This is a genomic window from Dyadobacter sp. BE31 (assembly GCF_031457695.1).
GTDB lineage: Bacteria > Bacteroidota > Bacteroidia > Cytophagales > Spirosomataceae > Dyadobacter.
In genome coordinates this window covers 60,321-83,071 of record NZ_JAVDXA010000009.1, presented here as the reverse complement: position 1 = coordinate 83,071, position 22,751 = coordinate 60,321, and the positions used below count along the sequence as shown (strand labels likewise).

The 22,751-nt window shown below is 48.9% G+C and carries 19 protein-coding genes; 11 read left to right on the top strand and 8 right to left on the bottom strand.

What is annotated here, in order from left to right; genetic code table 11:
- The first annotated feature begins 75 nt into the window (after positions 1 to 75).
- A complete protein-coding gene (locus J2Y43_RS32275; RefSeq protein ID WP_309993243.1) occupies positions 76 to 1,062 on the top strand; it encodes a glycosyltransferase family 2 protein in 987 nt (328 codons plus the stop codon).
- Here the strand turns inward: J2Y43_RS32275 and J2Y43_RS32270 are convergent.
- Together J2Y43_RS32270 and J2Y43_RS32265 are read right to left on the bottom strand one after the other, a co-directional pair.
- Positions 1,049 to 2,083 (bottom strand): glycosyltransferase family 1 protein, encoded by a 1,035-nt coding sequence (locus J2Y43_RS32270; protein ID WP_309993055.1) that lies wholly within the window; start codon positions 2,081 to 2,083, stop codon positions 1,049 to 1,051. The two genes, J2Y43_RS32275 and J2Y43_RS32270, sit on opposite strands and share 14 nt — an antisense overlap.
- A gap of 44 nt (positions 2,084 to 2,127) precedes the next feature.
- Complete coding sequence (locus tag J2Y43_RS32265) at positions 2,128 to 2,745, bottom strand: FkbM family methyltransferase (protein WP_309993057.1); 618 nt, start codon at positions 2,743 to 2,745, stop codon at positions 2,128 to 2,130.
- A gap of 442 nt (positions 2,746 to 3,187) precedes the next feature.
- On the opposite strand from J2Y43_RS32265, the gene J2Y43_RS32260 reads away from it, so the two are divergent.
- Complete coding sequence (locus J2Y43_RS32260; RefSeq protein ID WP_106599093.1) at positions 3,188 to 4,183, top strand: ribonucleoside-diphosphate reductase small subunit; 996 nt, start codon at positions 3,188 to 3,190, stop codon at positions 4,181 to 4,183.
- A gap of 50 nt (positions 4,184 to 4,233) precedes the next feature.
- Here J2Y43_RS32260 and J2Y43_RS32255 read toward each other — a convergent pair whose 3' ends face one another.
- The gene (locus J2Y43_RS32255; protein ID WP_309993061.1) at positions 4,234 to 4,686 is read right to left on the bottom strand and encodes a regulatory protein RecX; all 453 of its coding nucleotides are present in this window, start codon (positions 4,684 to 4,686) and stop codon (positions 4,234 to 4,236) included.
- Between the two features lie 121 nt (positions 4,687 to 4,807).
- Here J2Y43_RS32255 and J2Y43_RS32250 point away from each other — a divergent pair, with 121 nt between their 5' ends.
- Together J2Y43_RS32250 and J2Y43_RS32245 are read left to right on the top strand one after the other, a co-directional pair.
- Positions 4,808 to 5,623: a metallophosphoesterase gene (locus J2Y43_RS32250; RefSeq protein ID WP_309993063.1), complete on the top strand. Its 816-nt coding sequence runs from the start codon at positions 4,808 to 4,810 to the stop codon at positions 5,621 to 5,623.
- A 66-nt stretch (positions 5,624 to 5,689) separates the two neighbouring features.
- Positions 5,690 to 6,910, top strand: a complete 1,221-nt coding sequence (locus tag J2Y43_RS32245; protein ID WP_309993066.1) for an FAD-dependent oxidoreductase — start codon at positions 5,690 to 5,692, stop codon at positions 6,908 to 6,910.
- A gap of 24 nt (positions 6,911 to 6,934) precedes the next feature.
- On the opposite strand, the gene tyrS is transcribed toward J2Y43_RS32245, so the two are convergent.
- Positions 6,935 to 8,230, bottom strand: a complete 1,296-nt coding sequence (gene tyrS, locus J2Y43_RS32240) for a tyrosine--tRNA ligase (protein ID WP_309993244.1) — start codon at positions 8,228 to 8,230, stop codon at positions 6,935 to 6,937.
- A gap of 148 nt (positions 8,231 to 8,378) precedes the next feature.
- Between tyrS and J2Y43_RS32235 the strand changes: the two genes are divergently transcribed.
- Complete coding sequence (locus tag J2Y43_RS32235; RefSeq protein WP_309993069.1) at positions 8,379 to 10,160, top strand: family 43 glycosylhydrolase; 1,782 nt, start codon at positions 8,379 to 8,381, stop codon at positions 10,158 to 10,160.
- Between the two features lie 6 nt (positions 10,161 to 10,166).
- Here J2Y43_RS32235 and J2Y43_RS32230 read toward each other — a convergent pair whose 3' ends face one another.
- From J2Y43_RS32230 to J2Y43_RS32220, 3 genes are all read right to left on the bottom strand, one after another.
- Positions 10,167 to 10,724, bottom strand: coding sequence for a Uma2 family endonuclease (locus tag J2Y43_RS32230; RefSeq protein ID WP_309993071.1), 558 nt, complete (start codon positions 10,722 to 10,724; stop codon positions 10,167 to 10,169).
- A gap of 81 nt (positions 10,725 to 10,805) precedes the next feature.
- Complete coding sequence (locus tag J2Y43_RS32225; protein WP_309993074.1) at positions 10,806 to 12,077, bottom strand: S-adenosylmethionine:tRNA ribosyltransferase-isomerase; 1,272 nt, start codon at positions 12,075 to 12,077, stop codon at positions 10,806 to 10,808.
- A gap of 11 nt (positions 12,078 to 12,088) precedes the next feature.
- Positions 12,089 to 12,601, bottom strand: a complete 513-nt coding sequence (locus J2Y43_RS32220; RefSeq protein ID WP_309993076.1) for a hypothetical protein — start codon at positions 12,599 to 12,601, stop codon at positions 12,089 to 12,091.
- A 384-nt stretch (positions 12,602 to 12,985) separates the two neighbouring features.
- Here J2Y43_RS32220 and J2Y43_RS32215 point away from each other — a divergent pair, with 384 nt between their 5' ends.
- The 3 genes from J2Y43_RS32215 to J2Y43_RS32205 all read left to right on the top strand — a co-directional run bounded on the left by J2Y43_RS32215 (position 12,986) and on the right by J2Y43_RS32205 (position 14,922).
- Positions 12,986 to 13,144, top strand: coding sequence for a hypothetical protein (locus tag J2Y43_RS32215; protein ID WP_309993080.1), 159 nt, complete (start codon positions 12,986 to 12,988; stop codon positions 13,142 to 13,144).
- Between the two features lie 7 nt (positions 13,145 to 13,151).
- Positions 13,152 to 13,712, top strand: coding sequence for a cob(I)yrinic acid a,c-diamide adenosyltransferase (locus tag J2Y43_RS32210; protein ID WP_309993083.1), 561 nt, complete (start codon positions 13,152 to 13,154; stop codon positions 13,710 to 13,712).
- A 142-nt stretch (positions 13,713 to 13,854) separates the two neighbouring features.
- Positions 13,855 to 14,922, top strand: a complete 1,068-nt coding sequence (locus J2Y43_RS32205) for a branched-chain amino acid aminotransferase (RefSeq protein WP_309993086.1) — start codon at positions 13,855 to 13,857, stop codon at positions 14,920 to 14,922.
- 165 nt (positions 14,923 to 15,087) lie between these two features.
- On the opposite strand, the gene J2Y43_RS32200 is transcribed toward J2Y43_RS32205, so the two are convergent.
- A complete protein-coding gene (locus J2Y43_RS32200) occupies positions 15,088 to 15,972 on the bottom strand; it encodes an AraC family transcriptional regulator (protein WP_309993089.1) in 885 nt (294 codons plus the stop codon).
- A gap of 232 nt (positions 15,973 to 16,204) precedes the next feature.
- Between J2Y43_RS32200 and J2Y43_RS32195 the strand changes: the two genes are divergently transcribed.
- From J2Y43_RS32195 to J2Y43_RS32185, 3 genes are all read left to right on the top strand, one after another.
- Positions 16,205 to 18,034 carry a sodium:solute symporter family protein gene (locus tag J2Y43_RS32195; protein ID WP_309993091.1) on the top strand — a complete coding sequence of 610 codons (1,830 nt, stop codon included), beginning with the start codon at positions 16,205 to 16,207 and terminating at the stop codon, positions 18,032 to 18,034.
- Between the two features lie 28 nt (positions 18,035 to 18,062).
- On the top strand, positions 18,063 to 19,280 hold the full coding sequence (locus J2Y43_RS32190; RefSeq protein WP_309993093.1) for a glycosidase: 1,218 nt from the start codon (positions 18,063 to 18,065) through the stop codon (positions 19,278 to 19,280).
- A gap of 285 nt (positions 19,281 to 19,565) precedes the next feature.
- Complete coding sequence (locus tag J2Y43_RS32185) at positions 19,566 to 22,751, top strand: SusC/RagA family TonB-linked outer membrane protein (RefSeq protein WP_309993095.1); 3,186 nt, start codon at positions 19,566 to 19,568, stop codon at positions 22,749 to 22,751.

Sequence of the window (22,751 nt, the reverse complement as noted above, 5' to 3'; positions counted from 1 at the left end):
GCCATCCTGTTACAAGGAAGTAGTAAAGAATCGGGTATTGAAAAAACTCTCAACTAACTTGATAACCGATTGTATATGAAAAGTATATCAGTAGTAATTCCCAATTATAACGGGAAACACCTGTTCGAAAAATATTTTGAGCATAACTATAAGGTCCTTCAAAAACTAGAAACCAATGTTCAGATTATTGTAATTGATGATGCATCCACAGACGAATCTGTTGCATATTTACAAGAACATTACGCCGATAAAATCACTCTCATTTGTAAAGAAACCAATTCCGGATTTTCAGAAACATGCAATATTGGTATCCAGAATGCCACCAATGACCTGATCTTTCTCCTCAATACCGATGTAACCCTTGAACCCGGTTACATGGAAAAACTCTATAAGTATTTTGAATTAGAAGATACTTTCGGTGTAATGGGGAGAGTCATCGGAATGAACGATGATTTGATCCGTGAAGCTGCGAGAGAACCTAAAATATCGGGAAGAAAAATAAAGTCTTCGGATTTCTTTCATTTGCAAAACATCAATGCATTTACACCAACATTTTATTTATCCGGTGCAATTGCATTAATGGATACTCAAAAACTAAAAGCCATTAACGGGTTCAACGAAATGTTCAATCCTTATTATGGCGAAGACCAGGAGCTTTCGATCAGAGCCTGGCGATTAGGATGGAAATGTTATTACGAGCATGATGCGGTTTGCCGGCATGAGGTTTCGGCAAGTACCAAAAACCACAACCATAAAAAAGCGATCAAAAGAATCCATTTCAGGAATCGCTATTACGTGCATTACCTGCACCTGCAAGGGATGGATCTTAAATTATGGCATTTGCAAATCCTGCTTTGCGATGTATTGCTGGGACTTTTGACGCTGCAATTCTTTAAGGTAGAAGCTTATTGGGATTTCTTCAAAAATCGCGGCAACCTGCAAGCGAAGAAGGTGGCTTTTAATCGTGAAATGAAAAAACATCAGTCAGATATCGGCATCATCGATGTGATCAATAACTTCCGGATGATGCTAAAATACCAGCAGGTAATTAAACTGAATTAGCAAGGCTTCTATATAAATCCAAGTATTCCGAAGCCGCCCTGTCCCAGGAAAAGAATCTGGCCCGTTCCCGGATTCTTTCTCTGGGCTTCGTTTTTTTATAATCTTCAAGACTATCACTCAGCACGTTACGCATATGACCGGGCTCGAAGCTATCGAAATAGTAGGCACAATCCCCACCGATTTCAGGCAATGATGTGCAGCGCGACAGGATCACGGGTTTGCCGTAGTACATGGCCTCGATAACCGGCAACCCAAAACCCTCCGCAATCGAAGGAAAGACGAAAGCGGTACAGTTACTGAGATACCATTTCTTATCATTCTCCGAGACAGGGCCCGTAAAAACCAGCCTGTCGAGCACATTCAGTTTCTGTGCTTCGCGGATAATCCTCTTCTTATATTCCTGACTGCTATCAATCCCCGCAATAACTAGTTTGAAGTCGTTCCCCACCAGCAATGCTGGCAGCACGTGAAAATTCTTCTTACCGACAATGGTCCCGATCGTGAATAGAAATGGCTGTTCGATGGGCCTCTCGGGCGCATTAATAATCCCACTATCATCGATATTGCAGCCATTATAAATCACGGAAGTCGGCTTATCACCTAATTCAAGGTATTTTTTAAGATCTTCCAATACATAATAGGAAATAGCAACAATATGGTCGGCCCGATCTACTTTCAGTTGTAGCCTGTTCAGGTATTTACTGATTCGCTTTTCAGATCTATTGCCGTCATAAAGGAAATTCAAATCATGCACAGTCAATACCACGGACACCTTTTTTCCAAAAGGGAAATACCTCGATCCCTGGTAAGTACAATGCCAGATATCTACCGATTTAGTATCCGGAAAAAAAAGTTTGTGAATAAAATGCTGGGAAACATAATTAGCATTTTCTCCGAAAGCATGCTCGGCCGAAGTGGGCAGGTAAAAGGCAATCTTTTCTTTATCCCCTCCCGCTTTCTTTAAAATAGAATTCCCTAATTGAAGGCAATAATGATAAAGCCCGGTATGAGGGTGTCTCATCCTTTCACAATCAATTAGAATTCTTTTCAACATAAAATGATTATTCATTTTTTGCACGCTTCCAGTGCATAACAAAAACCGTTAATGGACGTATAATTCACATCATAGCCCAGTTCACCGAGATACCGGCTGAATGTATCTATATTAAACTGACTATCAACATCGTGCACTTCAACCAGCATTCGTTCGATCCGGCGCACTACATCGGGTGGTGTATTCAAAACAATATCATACTCACTCCCTTCACAATCCATTTTCAGCAAATCGATTTTCGCCTTCGGAATATTGGCCATTATTTCTGAAAGTGAAATGGCCGGAATCCACAGCTCCTTTGTATTATCAGTATTAAAACCTTTTAACGAAGAAGCGACCACCTGATTATCTTCCGTGTCCTGTGCGTATAGCCGCAACATTTCACAGGACGCCCCTGTTACGGCAAAAGGATTGATGATCACGCTTTTATCAAACCGGCGATTGGAGGATGCAACAGACCGCATTCGTTCGATATTACTGCTCAGAGGCTCATACGCATAAATTTGGGCATTCTTTATTTTAGATAAAAGCAATATATCAAAAAAACCGGCGTTTGCGCCGATATCAATTACCAGCGGATCATCAGGCAATACGCGCATCAGCTCCCCGATGTTGTATACGTCGGCCATAAATATCTCCTTAAATACCTGGTGCAGACTGGCTGGTACATCGAAGACAATCTTGTTGGGTTTCGTGACAAAGTGTAGCATCCTGCCCCGATCGTGCAGTTTATCGAAAATGTATTGGAACGGGTTACCGATGTTCCGGAACAAATTAATGTATCTCCTCGGACCTGCGACGGGCATAGCTTGTGATTTTAACAATATGGAGTATTTCGGGGGTAGACATCCAAAGCACTACCCCGCTGCATTATACCCACAGTCTCATTCGCACCAAGTTAATAATGAGCAAGCGCTCCGGTTCCGGTTTTCCTACGGCGTCATGTCCGCCAACTTGTTTGATTTTTAGCCCAAAGCATGTAGCTTTGTTTTCTTCCGGCCCGGCTGTCAGAGCCAACGGCAAGTACTAACGTTATATATTTCAGATCCCCGTAAAATACTCTAATTAACTATGTCACAAGAACTTACCAGACAGGAACCCCTGTTGACCGAAGACCCCTTGCGGTTTGTTTTGTTCCCCATCAAACATTCCGATATATGGGAAATGTACAAACGTCATGAGGCTTCGTTCTGGACGGCCGAGGAAATCGACCTGTCGCAGGATATGAAGGACTGGGAGAACCTGAATGACGGAGAAAGGCATTTCATTTCCCACGTACTGGCATTCTTTGCGGCATCAGACGGGATCGTCAACGAAAACCTGGCTGTCAATTTTCTTAGCGAAGTGCAATATGCGGAAGCAAAATGCTTCTATGGGTTCCAGGTGGCGATGGAGAACATTCACTCCGAAACCTATTCGCTGCTGATCGACACCTACATTAAAGATCCGGTTGAAAAAGACAGGCTGCTACGTGCGATCGAGACGATCCCTTGCGTGCAGAAAAAAGCCGAATGGGCATTGAAATGGATCAATAGCCCGGTGTTTGCAGAGCGTATCATCGCATTTGCCGCAGTGGAAGGGATTTTCTTCTCCGGATCGTTCTGTTCGATTTTCTGGCTGAAAAAACGCGGCCTGATGCCGGGGCTTTCATTCTCCAACGAGCTGATCTCCCGCGACGAAGGCCTTCACTGCGAGTTCGCATGTTTGTTGTATACCAAACATATTCTGAACCAGCTGCCGCAAGAGCGCGTGATCGAGATCATGATGGACGCCGTTGAAATCGAAAAAGAGTTTGTGAGCGAGGCGCTTCCGGTATCATTGATTGGCATGAACGCCGATTTGATGAAACAGTACATCGAATACATCGCCGATTTCTGGCTCGAAAGACTCGGCTGCCCGAAACAATTCGGCTCGGCCAACCCATTCGATTTCATGGAACTGATCTCGCTTCCCGGCAAGACCAACTTCTTCGAAAAACGCGTAGGGGAATATCAGAAAGCAGGCGTAATGAGCGGCGTGAAGGATAAAGAATCCGCGCACAAAATCTCGTTCGACTCCGACTTCTAAGCGGTTTGTCATGCTGAGCGAACGGTTCCTTTCGCTCAGCATGACACCCCTCATAACTCCCCTAATTCCTTCCACACCAGCTCGCTTTCGTAGCCTTTTCCCATCGCGAACCTCGCCAGTTTCTGTTTCAATTTAAAGGGATCTGTCTCCGTTTTCGACAGCAAATCCCGTTTCTTCGAGAGCAATTCCCGCAAACCCGATAGGTAATCCTCGTCGCCGATTTCGTTCATCCCCTTTTCAATGCTGTAAGTGCTCAGGCCGCGACGGTTCAGCTCCTGCCTGATTTTCATCCGGCCCCAGTTTTTGACCCTGAATTTGCCTCCGGCATAGGTTTTCGCAAAGCGTTCCTCACTCAGGTAATTCATGGAAATCAACTCGGCGATGATCTCATCGGCCTCGTCGCCCCACACATTCCATTTTTTCAGCCGCTGCTTCACCTCGTCCTGCGTTCGCTCCTGGTAGGCACAGTAGGAAGCCGCTTTTTGCAGAATAAGCCGGTCCATGTATTCAGGTTTTTATTAAATATGCTTAACAATGTGCAAGATTAAGGAAATATCACGGACGAATAACTATTTTTGGAAGCACAAGAAACCCCTATTTCTGTTCATCCAAACCCTTTAAACCATGACTTTCCAGAGACGGTCTTTTCTTAAACTCCTACCTGCATTATCCGGAATCACTTATTTGTCGGAACCTGCCAAAGCGCAGCCCGCCGCAGACATTGCGCTTCGGTTCATCGTCGCGTCCGACGGGCATTACGGGCAGCCGAATACAGAGTTTAAGGCCTTCCACGCTGATCTGGTGAGCTGGGTGAACCGCGAAAAACTGCAAAAAGGCGTTGACTTCCTCTTCCTCAATGGCGACCTTATCCACGATGATCCGACCTTATTGTATGACTTCAAAAACGCGATCTCGAATCTGAGCGTACCTTACTATGTAAGCAGGGGTAACCACGACAAAGTGGGGCTCGATGTGTGGCAGAGCACCTGGGGCTACCCCACCAACCACAGCTTTGCGAAGGGCGAGTATGCGTTTGTGGTAGGCGATACTTCCAACGAGAAAGGTGAATATATATGCCCCGATGCGACCTGGCTCCGCAGCGAAATCGCCAGGTATAAGGATAAGAAAGGTATTTTCATTTTCCTTCACATCACCCCGGCCAAGTGGACGACGCACGGCATTGAATGCAAAGAAGTGATCGACCTTTTCGAAAACACGCCGAATGTGAAAGCCATTTTCAATGGCCACGACCACGACCAGGACAGCACAAAAATGTACGGCAAAAAGCCCTACTTCTTCGACGGTCACTTCGGAGGCAACTGGGGAACGGCCTACAAAGGCTACCGCATTGTCGAAATCTACAACGACCACACCTGGCAGTCGTATCAATATAACCCGACGGCCGCCCCGGTTTTAAATACGTTCACCGGGAAGAGCTAGTTAAACTTTATATAGCTGGTACAGAATTTTAACCACCCGGATTCATCAGTTCAACAAAAATACCCGATGGATCTACTCAGTGGCCAGCCTCATTGGTTCTATAAAAATGGGGCTCTCTATTCTTACCCTGCATTATCAGAGAATCTGACTGCCGAAATCGTGATTATGGGCGGCGGCATTACCGGTGCATTATTGGCCTGGCACCTTACGCAAGCCGGCTTTCCCGTTGTGGTGCTGGAAAAACGACACATCGGAATGGGAAGCACCTCAGGCTCCACGGCATTGCTTCAATATGAGATCGACACGATGCTCACCGATCTGATCGAACTTGTCGGGGAAAAGCATGCCGTACGCAGCTATCTTTTATGTGTGGAAGCCATTCACAAAGCCAGGGAGATTGTGGATTCGCTACCCGTCAAAACCGGCTTTTCGCTGGTTAAAAGTGTGTATTACGCATCCAAAAAAGCTGATTTGCCATTGCTGGAAAAAGAATACGAAGCGCGTAGCAAGATCGGCATCGATGTGGAATGGTGGGACCGGGCCACATTACGTTCCCATTTCCCCGGCATCCGCAAAAGCGGCGCGATCCTCTCGTACGACGCCGCGCAGGTAGATGCCTACGCGCTCGCACACGCGCTCTTGCAGGAGTGCATTCAGAAGGGTGCGCGCGTGTATGACACCGTCGAAATCACCGACATCCGGCATGAGCAGCGCGGCGTAACGCTGGTGTTGGATAATGGAAGCATCGTCAAAACAAAGAAATTGATCGTAGCAGCCGGCTATGAATCGCAAAAGCTGATTCCCCACAACTTCGTGCGCCTGCATTCTTCCTATGCAATCGTGAGCAAGCCGATGCCTGAAAAGCAGGAACTTTGGTATGAGAATGCATTACTGTGGGAAAGTGCCCGGCCATATTTGTATTTGCGCACTACCGAGGATCACCGCATGCTAATTGGCGGAAAGGATGAGATGTTTCAAAGTGCGATCAAGAGGGACAAGCTGCTTTATCGAAAATCCAAAGAACTGGAAAACAATGCCAGGAGTATGTTTCCTGATTTGCCTTTCGTGACGGATTATGCCTGGTGTGGCACTTTTGCAGAGACGGAGGACGGACTGCCCTTTATTGGCAGCGTGAAAGAGCACCCGAACACCTGGTTCGCATTGGGTTTTGGCGGCAACGGCATCCTTTTCAGCATTATCGCCGCCGGCATTATCACGGATATTATCGCGGGAAAGAAAAATAAGGACGCCGAAATTTTCAGTTTTGAACGGCTTGGCAAGTCATAATTGCCCGCCAAGCCGTTCAAAACATTATATTACCTTGATCAGGTGGTTCTTCTTGCCTTTTGAAATCAACAGAAACTTATCTTGCAACAATGCAAAATCGGTTAACGGTTGCTCAGCCGCAGTCACCTTTGATTTGTTCACACTTACCGCATTCTGCTGGATAGCCCGCCGCGCTTCACCTTTGGAGGCGTACACTTCGCCCCGGGTAACCGTGGAAACCAGGTCCGTAATATTTGCGCACTCGTCCCATTCTGCACGGGTGATTTCCGTTTGCGGTACGCCATCGAAAATGGTGTCAAATTCATCTACTTCAATGCTTTGGAGCGTTTCCAGCGTCGCTTTACCGTACAAAACCTCCGAAGCCTTCAATACGAGGTCCAATGCCTTCTGCGAGTGAATGCGGATCGTCAGCTCGGATGCCAGCGCCTTTTGCATAATGCGCAAATGCGGCTCGGCAGTGTGGCTGGTTTCCAGCACTTCAATTTCCTCACGGCCTTTCAGCGAGAACACGCGCAGGTAACGCGGCATGTCGTCGTCGCTCTGGTTGAGCCAGAATTGGTAGAACTGGTAAGGCGAAGTCCGCTCCGGATCGAGCCAGATATTACCGCCCTCGCTTTTCCCGAATTTGGAGCCATCGGCTTTGGTAACGAGCGGCGTGGTCAATGCATAGGCTTTGAAATAGCCTTCATCGTCGCCTTCCTTGCGGCGGATGATCTCCGTACCGGTCGTAATGTTGCCCCATTGATCCGAACCGCCCATTTGCAGCCGGACATTTTTGGTTTTATATAAATGATAAAAATCGTAGCCCTGCAAAAGCTGGTACGAGAACTCGGTGAACGAAATGCCGGTTTCCAAACGCTTTTTTACAGAGTCTTTCGACATCATATAGTTCACGCTCAAATACTTACCTGCATCGCGCAGAAACTGCAAAAAGCCGATATCCTTGAACCAGTCGTAATTATTGACCATTTCAGCCGAATTTTCGCCCGAATTGAAGTCCAGGAATGATTCGAGCTGCTTACGGATACCCTCCTGGTTGATCCGCAATGTATCCTCATCGAGGAACGACCGCTCGGCCGCCTTGAAGGAAGGATCGCCGATCATCCCGGTAGCGCCACCCACCAATGCGATAGGCTTGTGGCCCGCGCGCTGGAAATGCACCAAAAGCATAATGGTAGCCAGGTTACCGATGTGCAGCGAAGGAGCCGTCGGGTCGAAACCGATGTAACCGCATGTCATCTCCTTTTGAAGTTGCTCATGTGTTCCCGGCATCATGTCGTGCAGCATGCCCCGCCAGCGTAGTTCCTCTATAAAATCAATCGCCATTCTAAAAACTGTTGCTTATTTCAAAATCGAGCGCAAAGGTAAAGGTTATCGGTTTCAAAACTTCTTAAAGACGCAATGGTTTTGCCTGCGCGAAAGATTATTAATCCAAAAACAGATATTTTTGTAAAATTAAAAGAATAATATGCACCCTATCATCAACAAAATCATGCTGTTACGCGCTTTCGGAATATTCATCGGTTTTATACTCGTGTTCAATGCAATGCCCGCCACAGGCCAGAGCACCTATTGTAATCCGATGGACATCGATTACAAATACAATTTTGAGCAGCTTAACGAAAACATCAGCTACCGCTCCGGCGCCGATCCGGTGATCATCAACCATAGAGGCGAGTACTTCCTTTTCGTGACGATTTCCGGCGGGTATTGGCATTCCAAAGACATGATCAACTGGAAATACCTCACCGCCAACCGCTGGCCTTTCGAGGATATGTGCGCTCCGGCGGCAGTTTCCGTGCGCGATACCTTGTTTTTATTCCAATCCACCTTCGAATCGCGCCCGATACTATACTCGGTTGCCCCTGAAAAAGGCATTTGGGAATTCTACAACCGCTGGACGCCGCGCCTACCCAAGGACATCGGCCCCTGGGACCCGGCATTGTTCCACGATCCCGACACCGACAAATGGTATATGTACTGGGGCTCCTCGAATGTGTACCCGATCTTCGGCTCGGAGCTGGATTATTCCAAACGGCTTGCATTCAAGGGGCAATACCAGTCCATGTTTTGGTTAAATCAGTACGAACACGGCTGGGAGCGCTTCGGGCCCAATCACTCGGACCCTTTCAAACCATTCACGGAAGGTGCCTGGATGACTAAGCACAAAGGCAAGTACTACCTGCAATACGGCGCGCCGGGCACGGAATATAATGTATATGCCAATGGCACCTACGTGTCCGACCAGCCGCTTGGACCATTTACTTATGCTCCTTACAACCCCGTTTCCTACAAACCGGGCGGTTTCGCAACCGGTGCCGGGCACGGCAATACTTTTCAGGATAATTTTGGCAACTACTGGAACACCGGCACCTCGTGGATCGGCCTGAACTGGGCGATGGAGCGCCGCATTGTACGCTACGCGGCCGGCTTCGATAACGACGGACAAATGTTCGCCAACACGCGCTTCGGCGATTTCCCCCATAAAATGCCTACCAAAACCTGGACAGGCAAAGGCGACGAGCTTTTCACCGGCTGGATGCTCCTATCCTACAAAAAGCCTGCAACCGCCTCGTCGACACTTGATACCATGGCTGCGCAAAAGATCACCGACGAAAACCCGCGGACATTCTGGGCAGCGAAACAAAACAAACCCGGCGAAACGTTAACCATCGATCTGCAAACCGAACAGGAGGTAAAAGCGGTGCAGGTCAACTACACCGACTACAAATCCGACATTTTTGACAACAAGCCTGAAAAAGTATACACGCAGTTCAAAATCTGGACTTCAAAGGATGGTAAAAAGTGGAACCTCGCCAGCGACCTCACCAAGGAGCCCAAACGCGACCGTCCATGCGCCTATATCGAGCTCGCGGCACCCGTGCGTGCGCGCTACGTGCGCTACGAGCACGTGTACGTGGCCTCGCCGATATTGGCCATCAGCGAATTCAGGATTTTCGGAAATGGTTTCGGAAAAGCCCCGCAGACGCCCGCAGCCTTCACAGCCGTCCGGCAAAAAGATGCACGCAACGCAGATTTGAAGTGGGAAAAAGTACCGGGAGCGATCGGCTACAATGTGCTATGGGGCATCGCGCCGGATAAGCTTTACCAAACCTATCAATTCTGGAACGACGAGCCGAACACCTTCGAGCTGCGCGCGTTGAATGTAGGCGTGCCTTATTATTTTGCCATTGAGGCTTTTAACGAGAATGGGGTATCTGTGGCAAGTAAGGTGGTGGGTGTGAAATAGCAGGCCTTATTGAACTATTTCCGGTTCAAATGTGATATTTTCGTAAATAGCTTTGAGGCTTATTTCAAAATCGAACGCTTCAAGACGAATGATATCTTCCAGATTTTCAAAGGAACGCCAGGTCCAAAGATTGTCTCCTTCAACCCTCGCATATATATCTACACTATGCTCAATTTGAGAAACCAAAAGATAATATTGGAGAGAAGATATCGTCCGGTATTGTTGAAGTTTTAGGCCCCGATCATTGCCCTCGGAGTGTTTAGAAGTTACCTCCACAAGAATGCTCGGATGTTCCACAACATAAGTGCCGGAAATGTCCTTGGGAGCACAGGTAACGATTACATCCGGATATGGGTAATATTTATCCGAAACCTTCACCTTGACATTCTCCGAGAAAACGTCGCATCCACGCGGCAGGAAGTGGTTCCCCAGCAAATTTCTGACTTTCCCAACAATTCGGTTATGATTCAAAGTCGTACCTGCCATTGCATAAATATTACCATTGTAATATTCATGACGGATCTCGCTTTGCTTCTCCAACTCGAAGTATTCTTCGACAGTCATTCTTACCTCAATTAGTTGTGTGCATCCCATAATTTATTGTTTTTTAACAAACAATTTACAGGAAAAGGTCAACAAATAAGATCAGGATACGCCACCATTTAGCCAAAGGAGTGAAGAATCACCGTAGCTTAAAAAACGGTAACCCTTAGCCAATGCCTCACAATAGATCGTTTTCCAGTCTTTTCCGACAAATGCGGCTACAAGGAGGATGAGTGTGGAGCCAGGTTGATGGTAATTAGTAATTATCCCGCGGCATAAACGGAATCGGTAACCCGGGAAAATGAATATTTCTGTTTCGCCTACAATCTCTTGAAGCGCCGAAGCATCCATGTAGTCGGCAATGGCTTGCAGGGATTGTGTCGCGGAAGGGAGTTCTGCCTCTTTCCACGGATAGGGATAGAGTTTTTCAATGTTAAACGCGGTGGTTTCCTTTTTAAAAAGCTTCACACCGTACCAATACAAACTTTCCAGCGAACGCAGCGAAGTAGTACCTACCGGTACAACATGCCCCACCGATTGAAGCAGATTCTGTATTAATTCCCGTGTGAAAACCACTTGCTCCGAATGCATCCGGTGCTCGGTAACCTTCTCTACCTTAATTGGCTGAAAGGTACCCGCTCCGACGTGCAAAGTGAGAAACGCTTTTCGAATACCCTTTTGCTCCAATGCGTCAAAAACCCTTGGCGTGAAATGCAGCCCGGCTGTCGGAGCGGCCACGGCCCCGTCATGGTGCGCGTACACGGTCTGATAGGTTTCCTTGTCCGGCTCTTCGGTATCGCGGTTGAGATACGGCGGCAGCGGGATTTCACCCAGCGCTTTTACCAGATCCAGAAACGTAACGTCGGCATCCCAGTTAAGCTTCACCAGATTGTGCTCATAATCGTGGTAAGAAACCTGCAAATGCACTTCCTGTCCATTTACAGGTATGACGTTTGACAAGGTATCGCCGGCTTTCCAACGCTTTTTATTCCCGATCATACATTCCCACACACACGAATGCTGTACCAGCATGGCGTCGTTGATGACACGGGTAGGCAGCTCTGGATGCAACAGCAACAGTTCTATTACCGCACCGGTTTCCTTCCTGAAATGCGCCCGTGCGGGAATAACCTTCGTATCGTTAAAAACAAGGAGCGTATCAGCGGGCAGCTGAGAAGTGATGTCCGTAAACCGTAAGTGACTAATAGACCCGTCATTATATACCATCAGTTTCGACTGATCACGAACTTCCATGGGGTACTTCGCGATGCGGTCGTCGGGCAGGTCGTAGGTATAACTTTCCAGATCGATCGCCTCCGCTTCTCTCCGCCACAATGCATCCGGGTTCTCCTCTGCGTCCATTTTACCTTCCATACCCGGCAATATTACAGTTTATCGTCGTGTACAGGCGGCCAGAGCAAGCGCAATGGAAGCAGGAATACACCCAGAACGAGAGCAAGACTTGCATAATACAGCCACGAGAAATCAAATACGTCCATTTTGTAGTTGGTGCTGTTGATCGTCGCCAATGCCAGCAAGCAGAAACCGGTGATCGTATTAATCACCGCAACGAGACAGAAAAGCCAGTTGATAAGGTGCTCATTCAGCTCCGTGCGGTGCTGCGCCCATTCCTTGCGTTTCAGGATAGGCAGGTTCATTGGGTCGACATTCGGGATGTGGCGGGCGATGCCGGTAATCACCACATTATTGAGCAGAAAAAGGCCCATTACGATATAGAAAATGTGTCCTTTTTCAACGTAGCGCTCTGCCAGGCCGCTATCCGCGAAGTCGACGGCCACCATTTCCGGGAAAAGCGAATACGTCCAAACGAGCGCCCCGATAACGAATAATAAAGATGCCCAGCGCCAGATCTTTATTGCAAATGTTGTAACTTTCATGAATTGGTAACCTAAATAGAGGTCTTTTCGCCATAGTAAATCAAGCCGCAAAATTAGGTCGGGGAGTTTCTAAAACCTAATTGGCTTTCAACAAACACACATTATAACTTTATGCAATGCGTTTTGAGTGGGATTATCACAACCTAAGACATATTATTGATGATTATCCTGAGAGGGAAAATACGGTTGAGGAGATTGAAAGCATATTCAGGGATCCAGATTTGATTCTGAGCGTCGGCAGAAGGAACGCAGTGGAGCAGCGGTTCGAAGCTGTTGGAAGGGGAAACTCGCAAAACGTAAAAGTGGCTATATTTTCAGTTAACAATGGAATAATCAGGCCGATCAGCTGCTGGTCCGCCAACAAACAAACTGCGCGCTACTATTATGAAAACATACAAGGCAAATAGGATTGCCGTTATCAAAAACAGCCATACCGCAGAGGAGATGCGCGAAATTGAGGAAGAATTCATCAAGAAGGAGCCTCTTAAGTGCACCATCGAAGAACTCATTAAATCCGAATCTGCGAAGAAAGCAAAGGCTTAATCCACACATGAAAATCTACACCAAAACCGGTGACAAAGGCACGACCTCGCTCATCGGGGGCACGCGCCTGAGTAAGGCCCATGTGCGCATAGACGCGTACGGAACGGTCGATGAACTGAACAGCTACATCGGAATGCTCCGCGACCAGCCTGTAAATGAAGCCCGCAAAGACCTGCTCAAAGAAATTCAGGACCGATTGTTCACGATCGGCTCCCATCTGGCTTCCGAATCTGATCAAAAGAAGAAAATTCTTCCCGATTTGCTCGACGAGGACATAGCGCTACTGGAAAAGGAAATGGACGCGATCGACACGGTTGTGCCCCCACTGCGTTCGTTCATACTACCAGGCGGACATCCGTCGGTTTCTTTCGGACACATCGCGCGGACGGTCTGCCGCCGGGCCGAGCGGGCGGTGATCCATTTGCAGCAGGGCGAGGAAGTGGAGCCCATCGTAATCCGCTATCTCAACCGTCTTTCCGACTACCTTTTTATGCTCTGCCGGGCCATGACGCACGAGCTCGGAATCGAGGAGGTTACATGGCAACCGAGGGTTTCCAGACAAAAATAATTGTTATACTAAATATCAATTATTTATAGATTAAATTCTTTAAATTGCGGGACTTAGAGAGAATGCGCCGGGATCTCCAAATCCTGCCTTTTCTCCAAGGATAAGCTTCGGAAAGCGTTTGAAAAATTAAATTTTTGGCATCATGACAGCCGACACAGTACAAATAGAAGTTCAGCAAACCACCAAATCCCGTTTGCAGGAGGTTGACTTCAACAACCTCGTTTTTGGACGGAACATCTCCGACCACATGTTTATCGCCGAATACAAAGCCGGACAGTGGCAAGACCTGCGCATCGTCCCCTACGGCGACCTCTCGCTAAGCCCTGCTACCGCCGCACTACATTACGGTCAGGCTATTTTCGAGGGAATGAAAGCCTACAAAAACGACGCTGGCGAAGTACTGCTTTTCCGCGCCATCGACAACTGGAAGCGCCTCAACAAATCAGCTGAGCGCCTTTGCATGCCGCAAATCCCGGAAGAAATCTTCATGAACGGCCTTACTGAGCTGCTCCGCCTGGATGCCGGCTGGGTGCCGTCACAGCCCGGCTGCTCGTTGTACATTCGTCCATACATGTTTGCCACCGATCCTTACATTGGTGTCAAAGCGTCGGATTCATATTATTTCATCATTTTCACCAGCCCGGTAGGCACTTATTATGCCAAACCTCCACGCGTGAAAGTGGAAACGCATTTCATCCGCGCTGCGGAAGGCGGCGTGGGCGCTACCAAATGCGCAGGTAACTATGCCGGCTCGCTGTACCCGGCGAAACTAGCCCAGCAGGAAGGTTACGACCAGCTGATCTGGACCGATGCCCGCGATCACGCCTACATCGAAGAATCGGGAACGATGAACATCATGTTCATGCTGGATGGTAAGTTGCTTACCCCGCACGTTTCTGAAACTACATTGGACGGTATCACCCGTAAAAGCATCGTAGCTATCGCCGAGCATTGGGGTATTCCTGTGGAAGAACGCCGTATCAGCGTAGCAGAGATCATCGACGCATTGAAAGCCGGAAAACTCGAAGCCGCATTCGGGGCCGGAACTGCGGTGGTAATCTCCCCATTTGCGACGATCGCATACGAAGGCGTGGATTACGCATTGCCGGAAATCAAGGAAGACTCGTTCGTAAGCAAAGTAAAAACTTACCTGACCGACCTTCGTACCGGCAAAGAGCAGGATATTTTTGGCTGGATGCTGAAAGTTTAGAAGTCAATAGTCAGAAATAGTCAGTAGGTCATTTGTAGTTAAGATTAAAAGTGCTCAAAGCCAGGGTTTATCCCGAAACTTTGAGCACTTTTTCATTTATCTAAAACACAATACTTGACCTACTGACCTACTGACTGAACCTCTCCCTTGCAAAAACGTTGGACGCTACACAAACGTCCTCGTCCCCGAATAGTTATCCCGGAACTCCTTGGGTGTGCAGCCGTTTCTGCTCTTGAAAATCCGGTTGAAATACGAAAGGTTATTGAACCCGCATTTGTAAGCGATCTCCGAAATCGTGTTCGAAGTATTGATCAGCGACCGTGAGGCGTGCCCGAGGCGGATCTCGTTCAGGCTTTCGACGAATGTCTTGCCCGTGCGCTTTTTGATAAACCGGCTGAACGACACCTCCGACATTCCCGCCAGCTTAGCCACATCCGCCAGATTCACATCCTTATCGTAATTGTCGCGCATATAGGCGAACACCTTTTCGATGCGCCGGCTGTTAAAATTGATGTTCTCGTCGGTGAATGTACTGTTGGAAAGCGTTCGCATATCACGCGAGACGGAGAGGTCGTGCAGGATAGACATCAGTTCGAGCATAGAATCGAATCCGCTTTTTTGTGCCAGGCTGGTAAGCCGAGGCTTGATCCGCTCGATCGTTTCCCTTGAAAATGCGATTCCCTTGGACGATTTCTCCAACAGCGAGCGGACAAAAAACAGCTGGTTCCGTTTCAAAAACTTGTCATCAAACAAATCCCGGTGAAATTGCACGGTCACCTCATTGATCTCCGGCATTCCTTCCTGCCAACGATAGGAATGCGTGAGCCACCCATGTGGCAGATTGTTGCCCACCAGCACCAGCTCCGCATCGTCGATCACTTCGGTATGATCGCCGACGACCCGCTTCACTCCTTTTCCCGACAAGATCAGGTTCAATTCGAACTCCTCGTGGCTATGCAGCGGGAAGTCGAAAATCGTCTTTTTGCGGTCAAAAACAGTAAAACAATCGTACTGTGTCAACGGGGTAATTTCTCGGTAGATTTCACTCATAGGCTAAATTGTGTTTTTTAATTAAATTGAAAACAAGGCGGCCGGTGTCCCTCCGCTATGTTATATTGAGGTAACAATTTAAAGATTAATTATTGATAATGCCACCCGTAACCCTTCCCAAAATCCTATAAACTGTTAGTATTGGTCTAATCATGGATAAAAAAGTATTATACCCGACGGCAGTTTTGTCAATAAGTTTGTACCATACGCGGATCGATCACCACGCCCACCGATGAACATCAAGGCGATCGACCTCCTCGTGATATTACTCTACCTGGTAACGGTCCTGGTGATCGGCATTTACCTCAAACGGCAGGCAGCGAAAAGCAAAAACGACTACCTGCTCGGCGGGAAATCCATGCCTTTCTGGATGCTGGGTATTTCCAATGCATCCGGCATGTTCGACCTTTCCGGCACAGCCTGGATGGTCGCTATCATGGTGGTTTATGGTGTAAAAAGCATTTGGCTGCCCTGGCTGTGGCCGGTATTTAACCAGATATTCATGATGGTCTACCTCTCGATGTGGCTAAGGCGCTCCAATGCGGCTACCGGTGCGGAATGGATGCTGTTCCGTTTCGGCGACCGCCACGGCGCCGGCCTTTCGCACAAGATCATCATCGCTTTTGCATTGCTGAGTTGCCTGAGTTTTATGGCTTACGGCTTTATCGGGTTGGGTAAATTCATTGAAATCTTCATTCCCTGGAAGGTCGTCAGGGCATTTCTCCCATTCCATCTGCCGCCGGCCTATACCGCCCACTTTTACGGGATACTATTTACGGTTTTCACCGCCTGCTATGCATTGCTTGGCGGCATGAAAAGCATTGTATGGGCCGATATGCTGCATTACCTGATCATGGTAATCGTTTGCGCGTCCGTGGCTGCTATGGCGTACATGGCTTTACCCGGCGCGGACAGCCTGCCCGTACCCAGCGGTTGGGCAAACCTTTTCTTTGGGAAAGACCTTGGCCTCGACTGGTCCCATCGCCTGCCGACCGCCGCCGCGAAGCTGCGGAACGACAGTTTCACACCCTTCGGCTATTTCTTCACATTAATGGCCGCAAAGGGCATTCTCGCAAGCCTTGCAGGCCCGGCCCCCAACTACGATATGCAAAAAATCCTCTCAACACGCTCTCCAAGAGAAGCAGCGCTGATGAGCATGATCGTAAATATAGTGCTACTGCCCACTCGGTATCTCTTCATTACCGGCATTGCCGTTTTCGCGCTGCTTTATTTTCGTCAACCCGGCATTTCGGCTGCTATCGGCACCGATTTTGAGAAAATACTGCCCGCGGTACTCAATACCTATATCCCATCCGGCTTGCTGGGTTTGGTACTGATCGGCCTCATGGGCGCATTCATGGGCACATTTGCAGGGACTTTCAATGCTGCGCAGGCTTATTTTGTAAACGACATTTACCTGCGGTCCGTCAATCCTGGTGCCGGCAACCGCCAAATCAGTCGGATAAGCTACCTTTCCGGCATTGTGATCGTGTGCATCAGTATATCGCTGGGCTTGCTGGCAAAAGATGTGAACAGCATTCTCCAATGGATCGTATCCGCGCTATTGGGCGGATATATTGCTTCCAATGTCCTGAAATGGTACTGGTGGCGATTCAACAGTTCGGGATTTTTCTGGGGGATGCTGGCGGGTATCGTATGTGCGCTGGTGTGCCCGTATGTTTTAAAGGACACATTGCCGCTCTATTATTTCCCTCTCATTCTGGGCATTTCAATAATCGGGGCGGTGGGCGGCTCGCTTGCCACGAAGCCTACGGAGATGGAAGTCCTCAAAGCATTCTACCGAACGGTCAATCCGTGGGGTTTCTGGGGACCCGTCCGGAAAGAAGTGCTCAAAAGCGATCCCTCGTTTTCACCTAACAAGGGTTTTGCACGAGATCTCTTCAATGTAGTGCTCGGCATCGTCGCACAGACCGCCATTACCGCTATACCCGTTTTTGGCATTCTCAAAATGCCGCGGGAAACACTCGTGGCAACGGCCATTTTTTTAACCTCCTCCCTCATTCTCTGGAAAACATGGTACAAAAACCTCCCGCATCAGTGAGTATGCACAATCCCTGACAAAAACGACCATGACAATCTTCGAAGAGCGTTTTCAGCGCATCAAAAGCGAAAAGGAGCGGCTAACCGAAACGCCCAACAAAAAACTGGCCTCGGGCGACGGGTTGTGCGAGCGCTACAAGTTCCCTGTACTCACCGCCGCACACGTGCCGCTTTTCTGGGAATACGACCTCGATCCCCGTAGCAACCCGTATTTCATGAAGCGGTTTGGGATCAATGCCGTTTTCAATGCGGGCGCGATTAAGCTCAGCGGCAAGTACTTGCTGGTCGTCCGGGTGGAAGGTTATGACCGGAAATCATTATTCGCCGTGGCCGAAAGCGCCAACGGCACCGATGGATTCGAGTTCTGGCAATATCCTCTCGAAATGCCCGAAACTCGGGAGCCGGATGTGAATATTTACGATATGCGGCTTACGGCACATGAAGATGGCTGGATTTACGGTCTGTTCTGCACCGAGCGCAAAGATCCGGCCGCGGCGCCCGGCGATGAATCGCGCGCGGTAGCGCAATGCGGGATCGCACGCACGCGTGACCTCCGCACATGGGAACGGCTTGCCGACCTGCGCACACCGTCCACCCAGCAAAGAAACGTCGTTTTGCATCCGGAATTCATCGACGGCCAATATGCATTCTACACGCGCCCGCAGGACTCGTTCATTGAGGCGGGGCACGGCGGCGGTATTGCATTGGGATTGGCTCCCTGCATCGAAAATGCGCAAATAACCCTCGAAACGGTCATTGACGCCAAAAAATACCATACCGTTTACGAATCCAAAAACGGCCAGGGCCCTGCACCGATCAAAACCCGCTTGGGCTGGCTCCATCTGGCCCATGGTGTAAGGCACACCGCCGCCGGCCTGCGTTACGTGCTTTACCTTTTCATGACCGATATCGCCGATCCCGCAAAGGTGATCTACAAACCCGCAGGCTACTTCCTCGCACCGGAGGGCATTGAACGCACGGGGGATGTTTCCAATGTAGTATTTTCAAACGGCTGGATTATGGATGATGATGGCTCGGTATTCATTTACTATGGCTCCTCCGACACCCGACTGCACGTAGCCACCACATCCGTAGAGCGGCTTCTAGACTATGTTACCCACACCCCGCCGGATGGTTTCACCTCTCTCGCCTCCCGGAAAACCCTTACCAGCCTCATCGACCGCAACCTTGCTCTCCTTACCCCGGGCCAAACGAAGGGCGGCTCTGCATATCCCGTTTTAACATAGCCCCATCCCGGTACGTATATCCACAACCGGACATACAGTATTTCTGTTGTGTCGGCATAAATTCACATTACCACATACACCCTTCAAGTGTCACTTTCGATACGGAATAGTCCTATCTCGAAGTAGAATAGTGTCAATACACTCATTAAAAAGGTGTTAAAAATGTGTTATTTTTAGATAAAAAAGCACTATGTACATATGGAGTCAACCGCGGTATATTTGACTCAGTTTTCAGCAACTATTCCTCAATGAAGTATCCATTTAACCTATCGATGTACGGATTGTATGAAAAAAAATCTACTCGTTAAAATGCTGATACTGTTCACTGTGCTCTCCATCAGGGGGTATGCGCAGGAAATGACGGTATCCGGGAAAGTAAGCGACGCCGCCGGCGGTGAAATTGCCGGTGTGAATGTGGTCGTAAAAGGTACCACCAGAGGTACTACCTCCAATGACAAAGGTGAATACAGCATTACTGTCGAAAAAGGGAAAACCCTGGCTTTCAGCTATATCGGTTACGTTACCAAGGAGGTCGTCGCCAATGCCACTATTCTCAACATTTCACTGGCAGCCGAAGCAACGGCACTAAATGAAGTGGTCGTCACGGCATTGGGTATCAGCCGCGAAAAAAGGTCGCTCGCCTACTCCATTACCGAGGTGGCCGGCACAAACATGACAGCCGCCCGCGAACCCAACCTGGGTAACGCGCTCGCCGGACGGGTGGCGGGCGTGAACGTAAGTAAGATCGCCTCCGGGCCCGCAGGCTCGTCGCGCGTGATCATCCGCGGCAACAAATCCCTTCAGGGCAACAACCAGCCGTTGTATGTAATCGACGGTATTCCGATGGACAATAATAACTTCGGACAAGCCGGTCTCTGGGGTGGTTCCGATGAAGGGGATGGCCTTTCGAGTATCAACCCGGACGACATTGAGTCGGTGGTGGTATTGAAAGGTGCCAACGCTGCCGCCCTTTACGGTTCGCGTGCTGCGAACGGGGTTATCAACATCACAACCAAGCGCGGTACCAAAAGAAAAGGTATCGGCATCGAAATAGGCTCCAACTATGTTTTTGAAAAATTCAATGACCTCTCTGACCTGCAACACAGCTACGGCAGCGGCTCATACGTGAATGGCGTGGCTTCCAAGCCCACCACCCAGGCACAGGCCTACGACTGGGGTGATGATTCCTGGGGCCCCAAATACGACAACAGTCAGGTAATAGGCTTCGACGGCAAAATGCGGCCATATGCTAACCAGGGTGACAATTTTTCCCGCTTCTACAAAACAGGCCACGCCTTCACCAACAACATCGCGTTGTCGGGCGGAAATGAAAATCAGAACTTCCGGGCGTCTGTCACTAACCTGAACAGCACCACCATTATCCCGAATTCAGGTTACGACAGGATCAACCTCTCGCTTTCTACCAATTCCAAATTCGGCAAACGACTGACGCTGGACGCCAAAGTGTTGTATTCAGAGGAAAAGGCTAAAAACCGTCCGAACGTGTCCGATTCGCCTGGTAATGCAATCCAGTCGGTATGGCGCATCCCCGGCAACTATAATGTACTGGATTATTACGGCGATCCTGCCAAACCCGGTGCTATACCAGCCGGCACAGATGCCAACAGCCTGAGTATTTTCGGTAAAAAAGTGGGGCAGGAGTTCCAGCAGGCAGCTAACAACTGGGGCCAAAACCCGTATTGGGTAACCCACCAGTTTATCAAAACCGATAATAAAGACCGTTTCATTACCTCAGGCGCATTGAAATACCAGGTCACCGACTGGCTGTATATCCAGGGACGTGTCGGCCTCGACAAATATCAGCGCCGCTCGGAAGGACTCACGCCGGAAGGTACAGGGTACCAATTGGGCGGTGCGCGTAACGCGGGATCGTGGAATGTGCAGGAGCTGAATCTGGAATATACGGTCGGCTTCAACAAAGAATTCGGAAAAGTGGGCGTAAATGTATTCGCGGGCGGTAACCGGATGAGAAGAAGATACGAATACGAAAACATTTACGGATCCGGCTTCAACGTGGCATTCTTCCCGGCGATCAAGAACCTGAAAACCAAGCTGTGGGATTATGATTTCAGGGAAAGAGGCATCAACTCGCTGCTGGGTTCTGCCGAAATTTCATGGGACGGCTACCTGTTCCTGAATGCAACCGCGCGTAACGACTGGTTCTCCGTATTGAACCCGGCTACCAACAGCATCCTCTACCCTTCCGTAGGAACGAGCTTTGTATTCTCAGATGCATTCAAAAACCTGCCGGCCTGGCTGTCGTATGGTAAAGTCCGTGCTTCGTGGGCGCAGGTGGGTAACGCAACCATCGACGAGTATTCAACCAACATGACCTACTCCCTGAATGGAAACCCGCACCTGGATCACCCAATGGCTTCTTTCTCTTCGGCGATGGGCAACAACGGGAACATTCCTAACCCGAACCTGAAACCGCTGACCGTTACAGAAACAGAATTCGGTATCGATTTCCGCATGTTCAATAACAAACTGGGGGTTGATTTCACCTACTATGACCAACAGACAACGGACGATATCCTGAATGCCACCATTTCACGTGCCAGCGGTTTTGGAAGTACATCCGTAAACCTTGGTAAAATGCAGAACAGGGGGATTGAGTTGTTGATAACGGCTACTCCGCTCAAAACCAACAACCTGACCTGGGATGTCTCGCTAAACCTGGCGAAGAACAACAACAAGGTGAAAGCGCTGATCGAAGGCTCCACTGAACTGGTAATGGAAGAACCGAGAACAAGAAACGCCTTCATCAAGAATATCGTCGGCCATCCGTTCGGAATGATTACCGGTAAGGTTCAAAAGTATTCACCCGATGGCCAACCGGTGTTCTTCGCCGATGGACGCCCGGTTTCGGAAAGCAATTACCAGATTATCGGAAACGGTATTGCCAAGCTGACCGGCGGTTTGACCAACTCATTTAACTACAAAGGCTTCGATTTATCCTTCCTTGTCGACTTCAAATGGGGTGGAGATATCCTGTCCGGAACGAACATGCGGCTCACACAATGGGGCGTTAGCAAGCAATCGTTGCAGGGGCGCGACGGCGAAGCTCCGCTGACAGTTACCGGCGTTACCCAGGAAGGCTCTGAGTACAAACCTTTCACCAAAACACTCACTGCGCGTGAGGCCTATGACTACTGGCAGTCAGTGGGTGGAGAAGCTAACCCGGTAACGACGAAGTTCCTTTATGACGCTTCTTTCATTAAACTGAGACAACTCTCGCTGGGCTACACTTTTCCAAGAAAACTGCTTGAAAAAACACCGCTCCAAAACCTCACTCTGTCGTTTGTAGGCCGGAACCTCGCGATCCTGTTCAAAAACATCGACAACGTCGATCCGGAGTCTACCTACTCGAACGGAAACTCGCAAGGCTTCGATTACTTCGGTTTCCCTTCTACACGCAGTTATGGTTTCAACCTGAGAGCAACATTCTAA

What these genes read in the sequence shown, in the direction of transcription:
- J2Y43_RS32265 (WP_309993057.1), bottom strand. Translation starts at nt 2,745, where the DNA reads ATGGCCGACGTATACAACATCGGGGAGCTGATGCGCGTATTGCCTGAT.
- J2Y43_RS32220 (WP_309993076.1), bottom strand. Translation starts at nt 12,601, where the DNA reads ATGAAAGTTACAACATTTGCAATAAAGATCTGGCGCTGGGCATCTTTA.
- J2Y43_RS32230 (WP_309993071.1), bottom strand. Translation starts at nt 10,724, where the DNA reads ATGACTGTCGAAGAATACTTCGAGTTGGAGAAGCAAAGCGAGATCCGT.
- J2Y43_RS32205 (WP_309993086.1), top strand. Translation starts at nt 13,855, where the DNA reads ATGACAGCCGACACAGTACAAATAGAAGTTCAGCAAACCACCAAATCC.
- J2Y43_RS32185 (WP_309993095.1), top strand. Translation starts at nt 19,566, where the DNA reads ATGAAAAAAAATCTACTCGTTAAAATGCTGATACTGTTCACTGTGCTC.
- J2Y43_RS32225 (WP_309993074.1), bottom strand. Translation starts at nt 12,077, where the DNA reads ATGGAAGGTAAAATGGACGCAGAGGAGAACCCGGATGCATTGTGGCGG.
- J2Y43_RS32260 (WP_106599093.1), top strand. Translation starts at nt 3,188, where the DNA reads ATGTCACAAGAACTTACCAGACAGGAACCCCTGTTGACCGAAGACCCC.
- J2Y43_RS32210 (WP_309993083.1), top strand. Translation starts at nt 13,152, where the DNA reads ATGAAAATCTACACCAAAACCGGTGACAAAGGCACGACCTCGCTCATC.
- J2Y43_RS32215 (WP_309993080.1), top strand. Translation starts at nt 12,986, where the DNA reads ATGAAAACATACAAGGCAAATAGGATTGCCGTTATCAAAAACAGCCAT.
- J2Y43_RS32250 (WP_309993063.1), top strand. Translation starts at nt 4,808, where the DNA reads ATGACTTTCCAGAGACGGTCTTTTCTTAAACTCCTACCTGCATTATCC.
- J2Y43_RS32245 (WP_309993066.1), top strand. Translation starts at nt 5,690, where the DNA reads ATGGATCTACTCAGTGGCCAGCCTCATTGGTTCTATAAAAATGGGGCT.
- J2Y43_RS32255 (WP_309993061.1), bottom strand. Translation starts at nt 4,686, where the DNA reads ATGGACCGGCTTATTCTGCAAAAAGCGGCTTCCTACTGTGCCTACCAG.
- J2Y43_RS32200 (WP_309993089.1), bottom strand. Translation starts at nt 15,972, where the DNA reads ATGAGTGAAATCTACCGAGAAATTACCCCGTTGACACAGTACGATTGT.
- J2Y43_RS32195 (WP_309993091.1), top strand. Translation starts at nt 16,205, where the DNA reads ATGAACATCAAGGCGATCGACCTCCTCGTGATATTACTCTACCTGGTA.
- J2Y43_RS32235 (WP_309993069.1), top strand. Translation starts at nt 8,379, where the DNA reads ATGCACCCTATCATCAACAAAATCATGCTGTTACGCGCTTTCGGAATA.
- J2Y43_RS32270 (WP_309993055.1), bottom strand. Translation starts at nt 2,083, where the DNA reads ATGAGACACCCTCATACCGGGCTTTATCATTATTGCCTTCAATTAGGG.
- J2Y43_RS32190 (WP_309993093.1), top strand. Translation starts at nt 18,063, where the DNA reads ATGACAATCTTCGAAGAGCGTTTTCAGCGCATCAAAAGCGAAAAGGAG.
- J2Y43_RS32275 (WP_309993243.1), top strand. Translation starts at nt 76, where the DNA reads ATGAAAAGTATATCAGTAGTAATTCCCAATTATAACGGGAAACACCTG.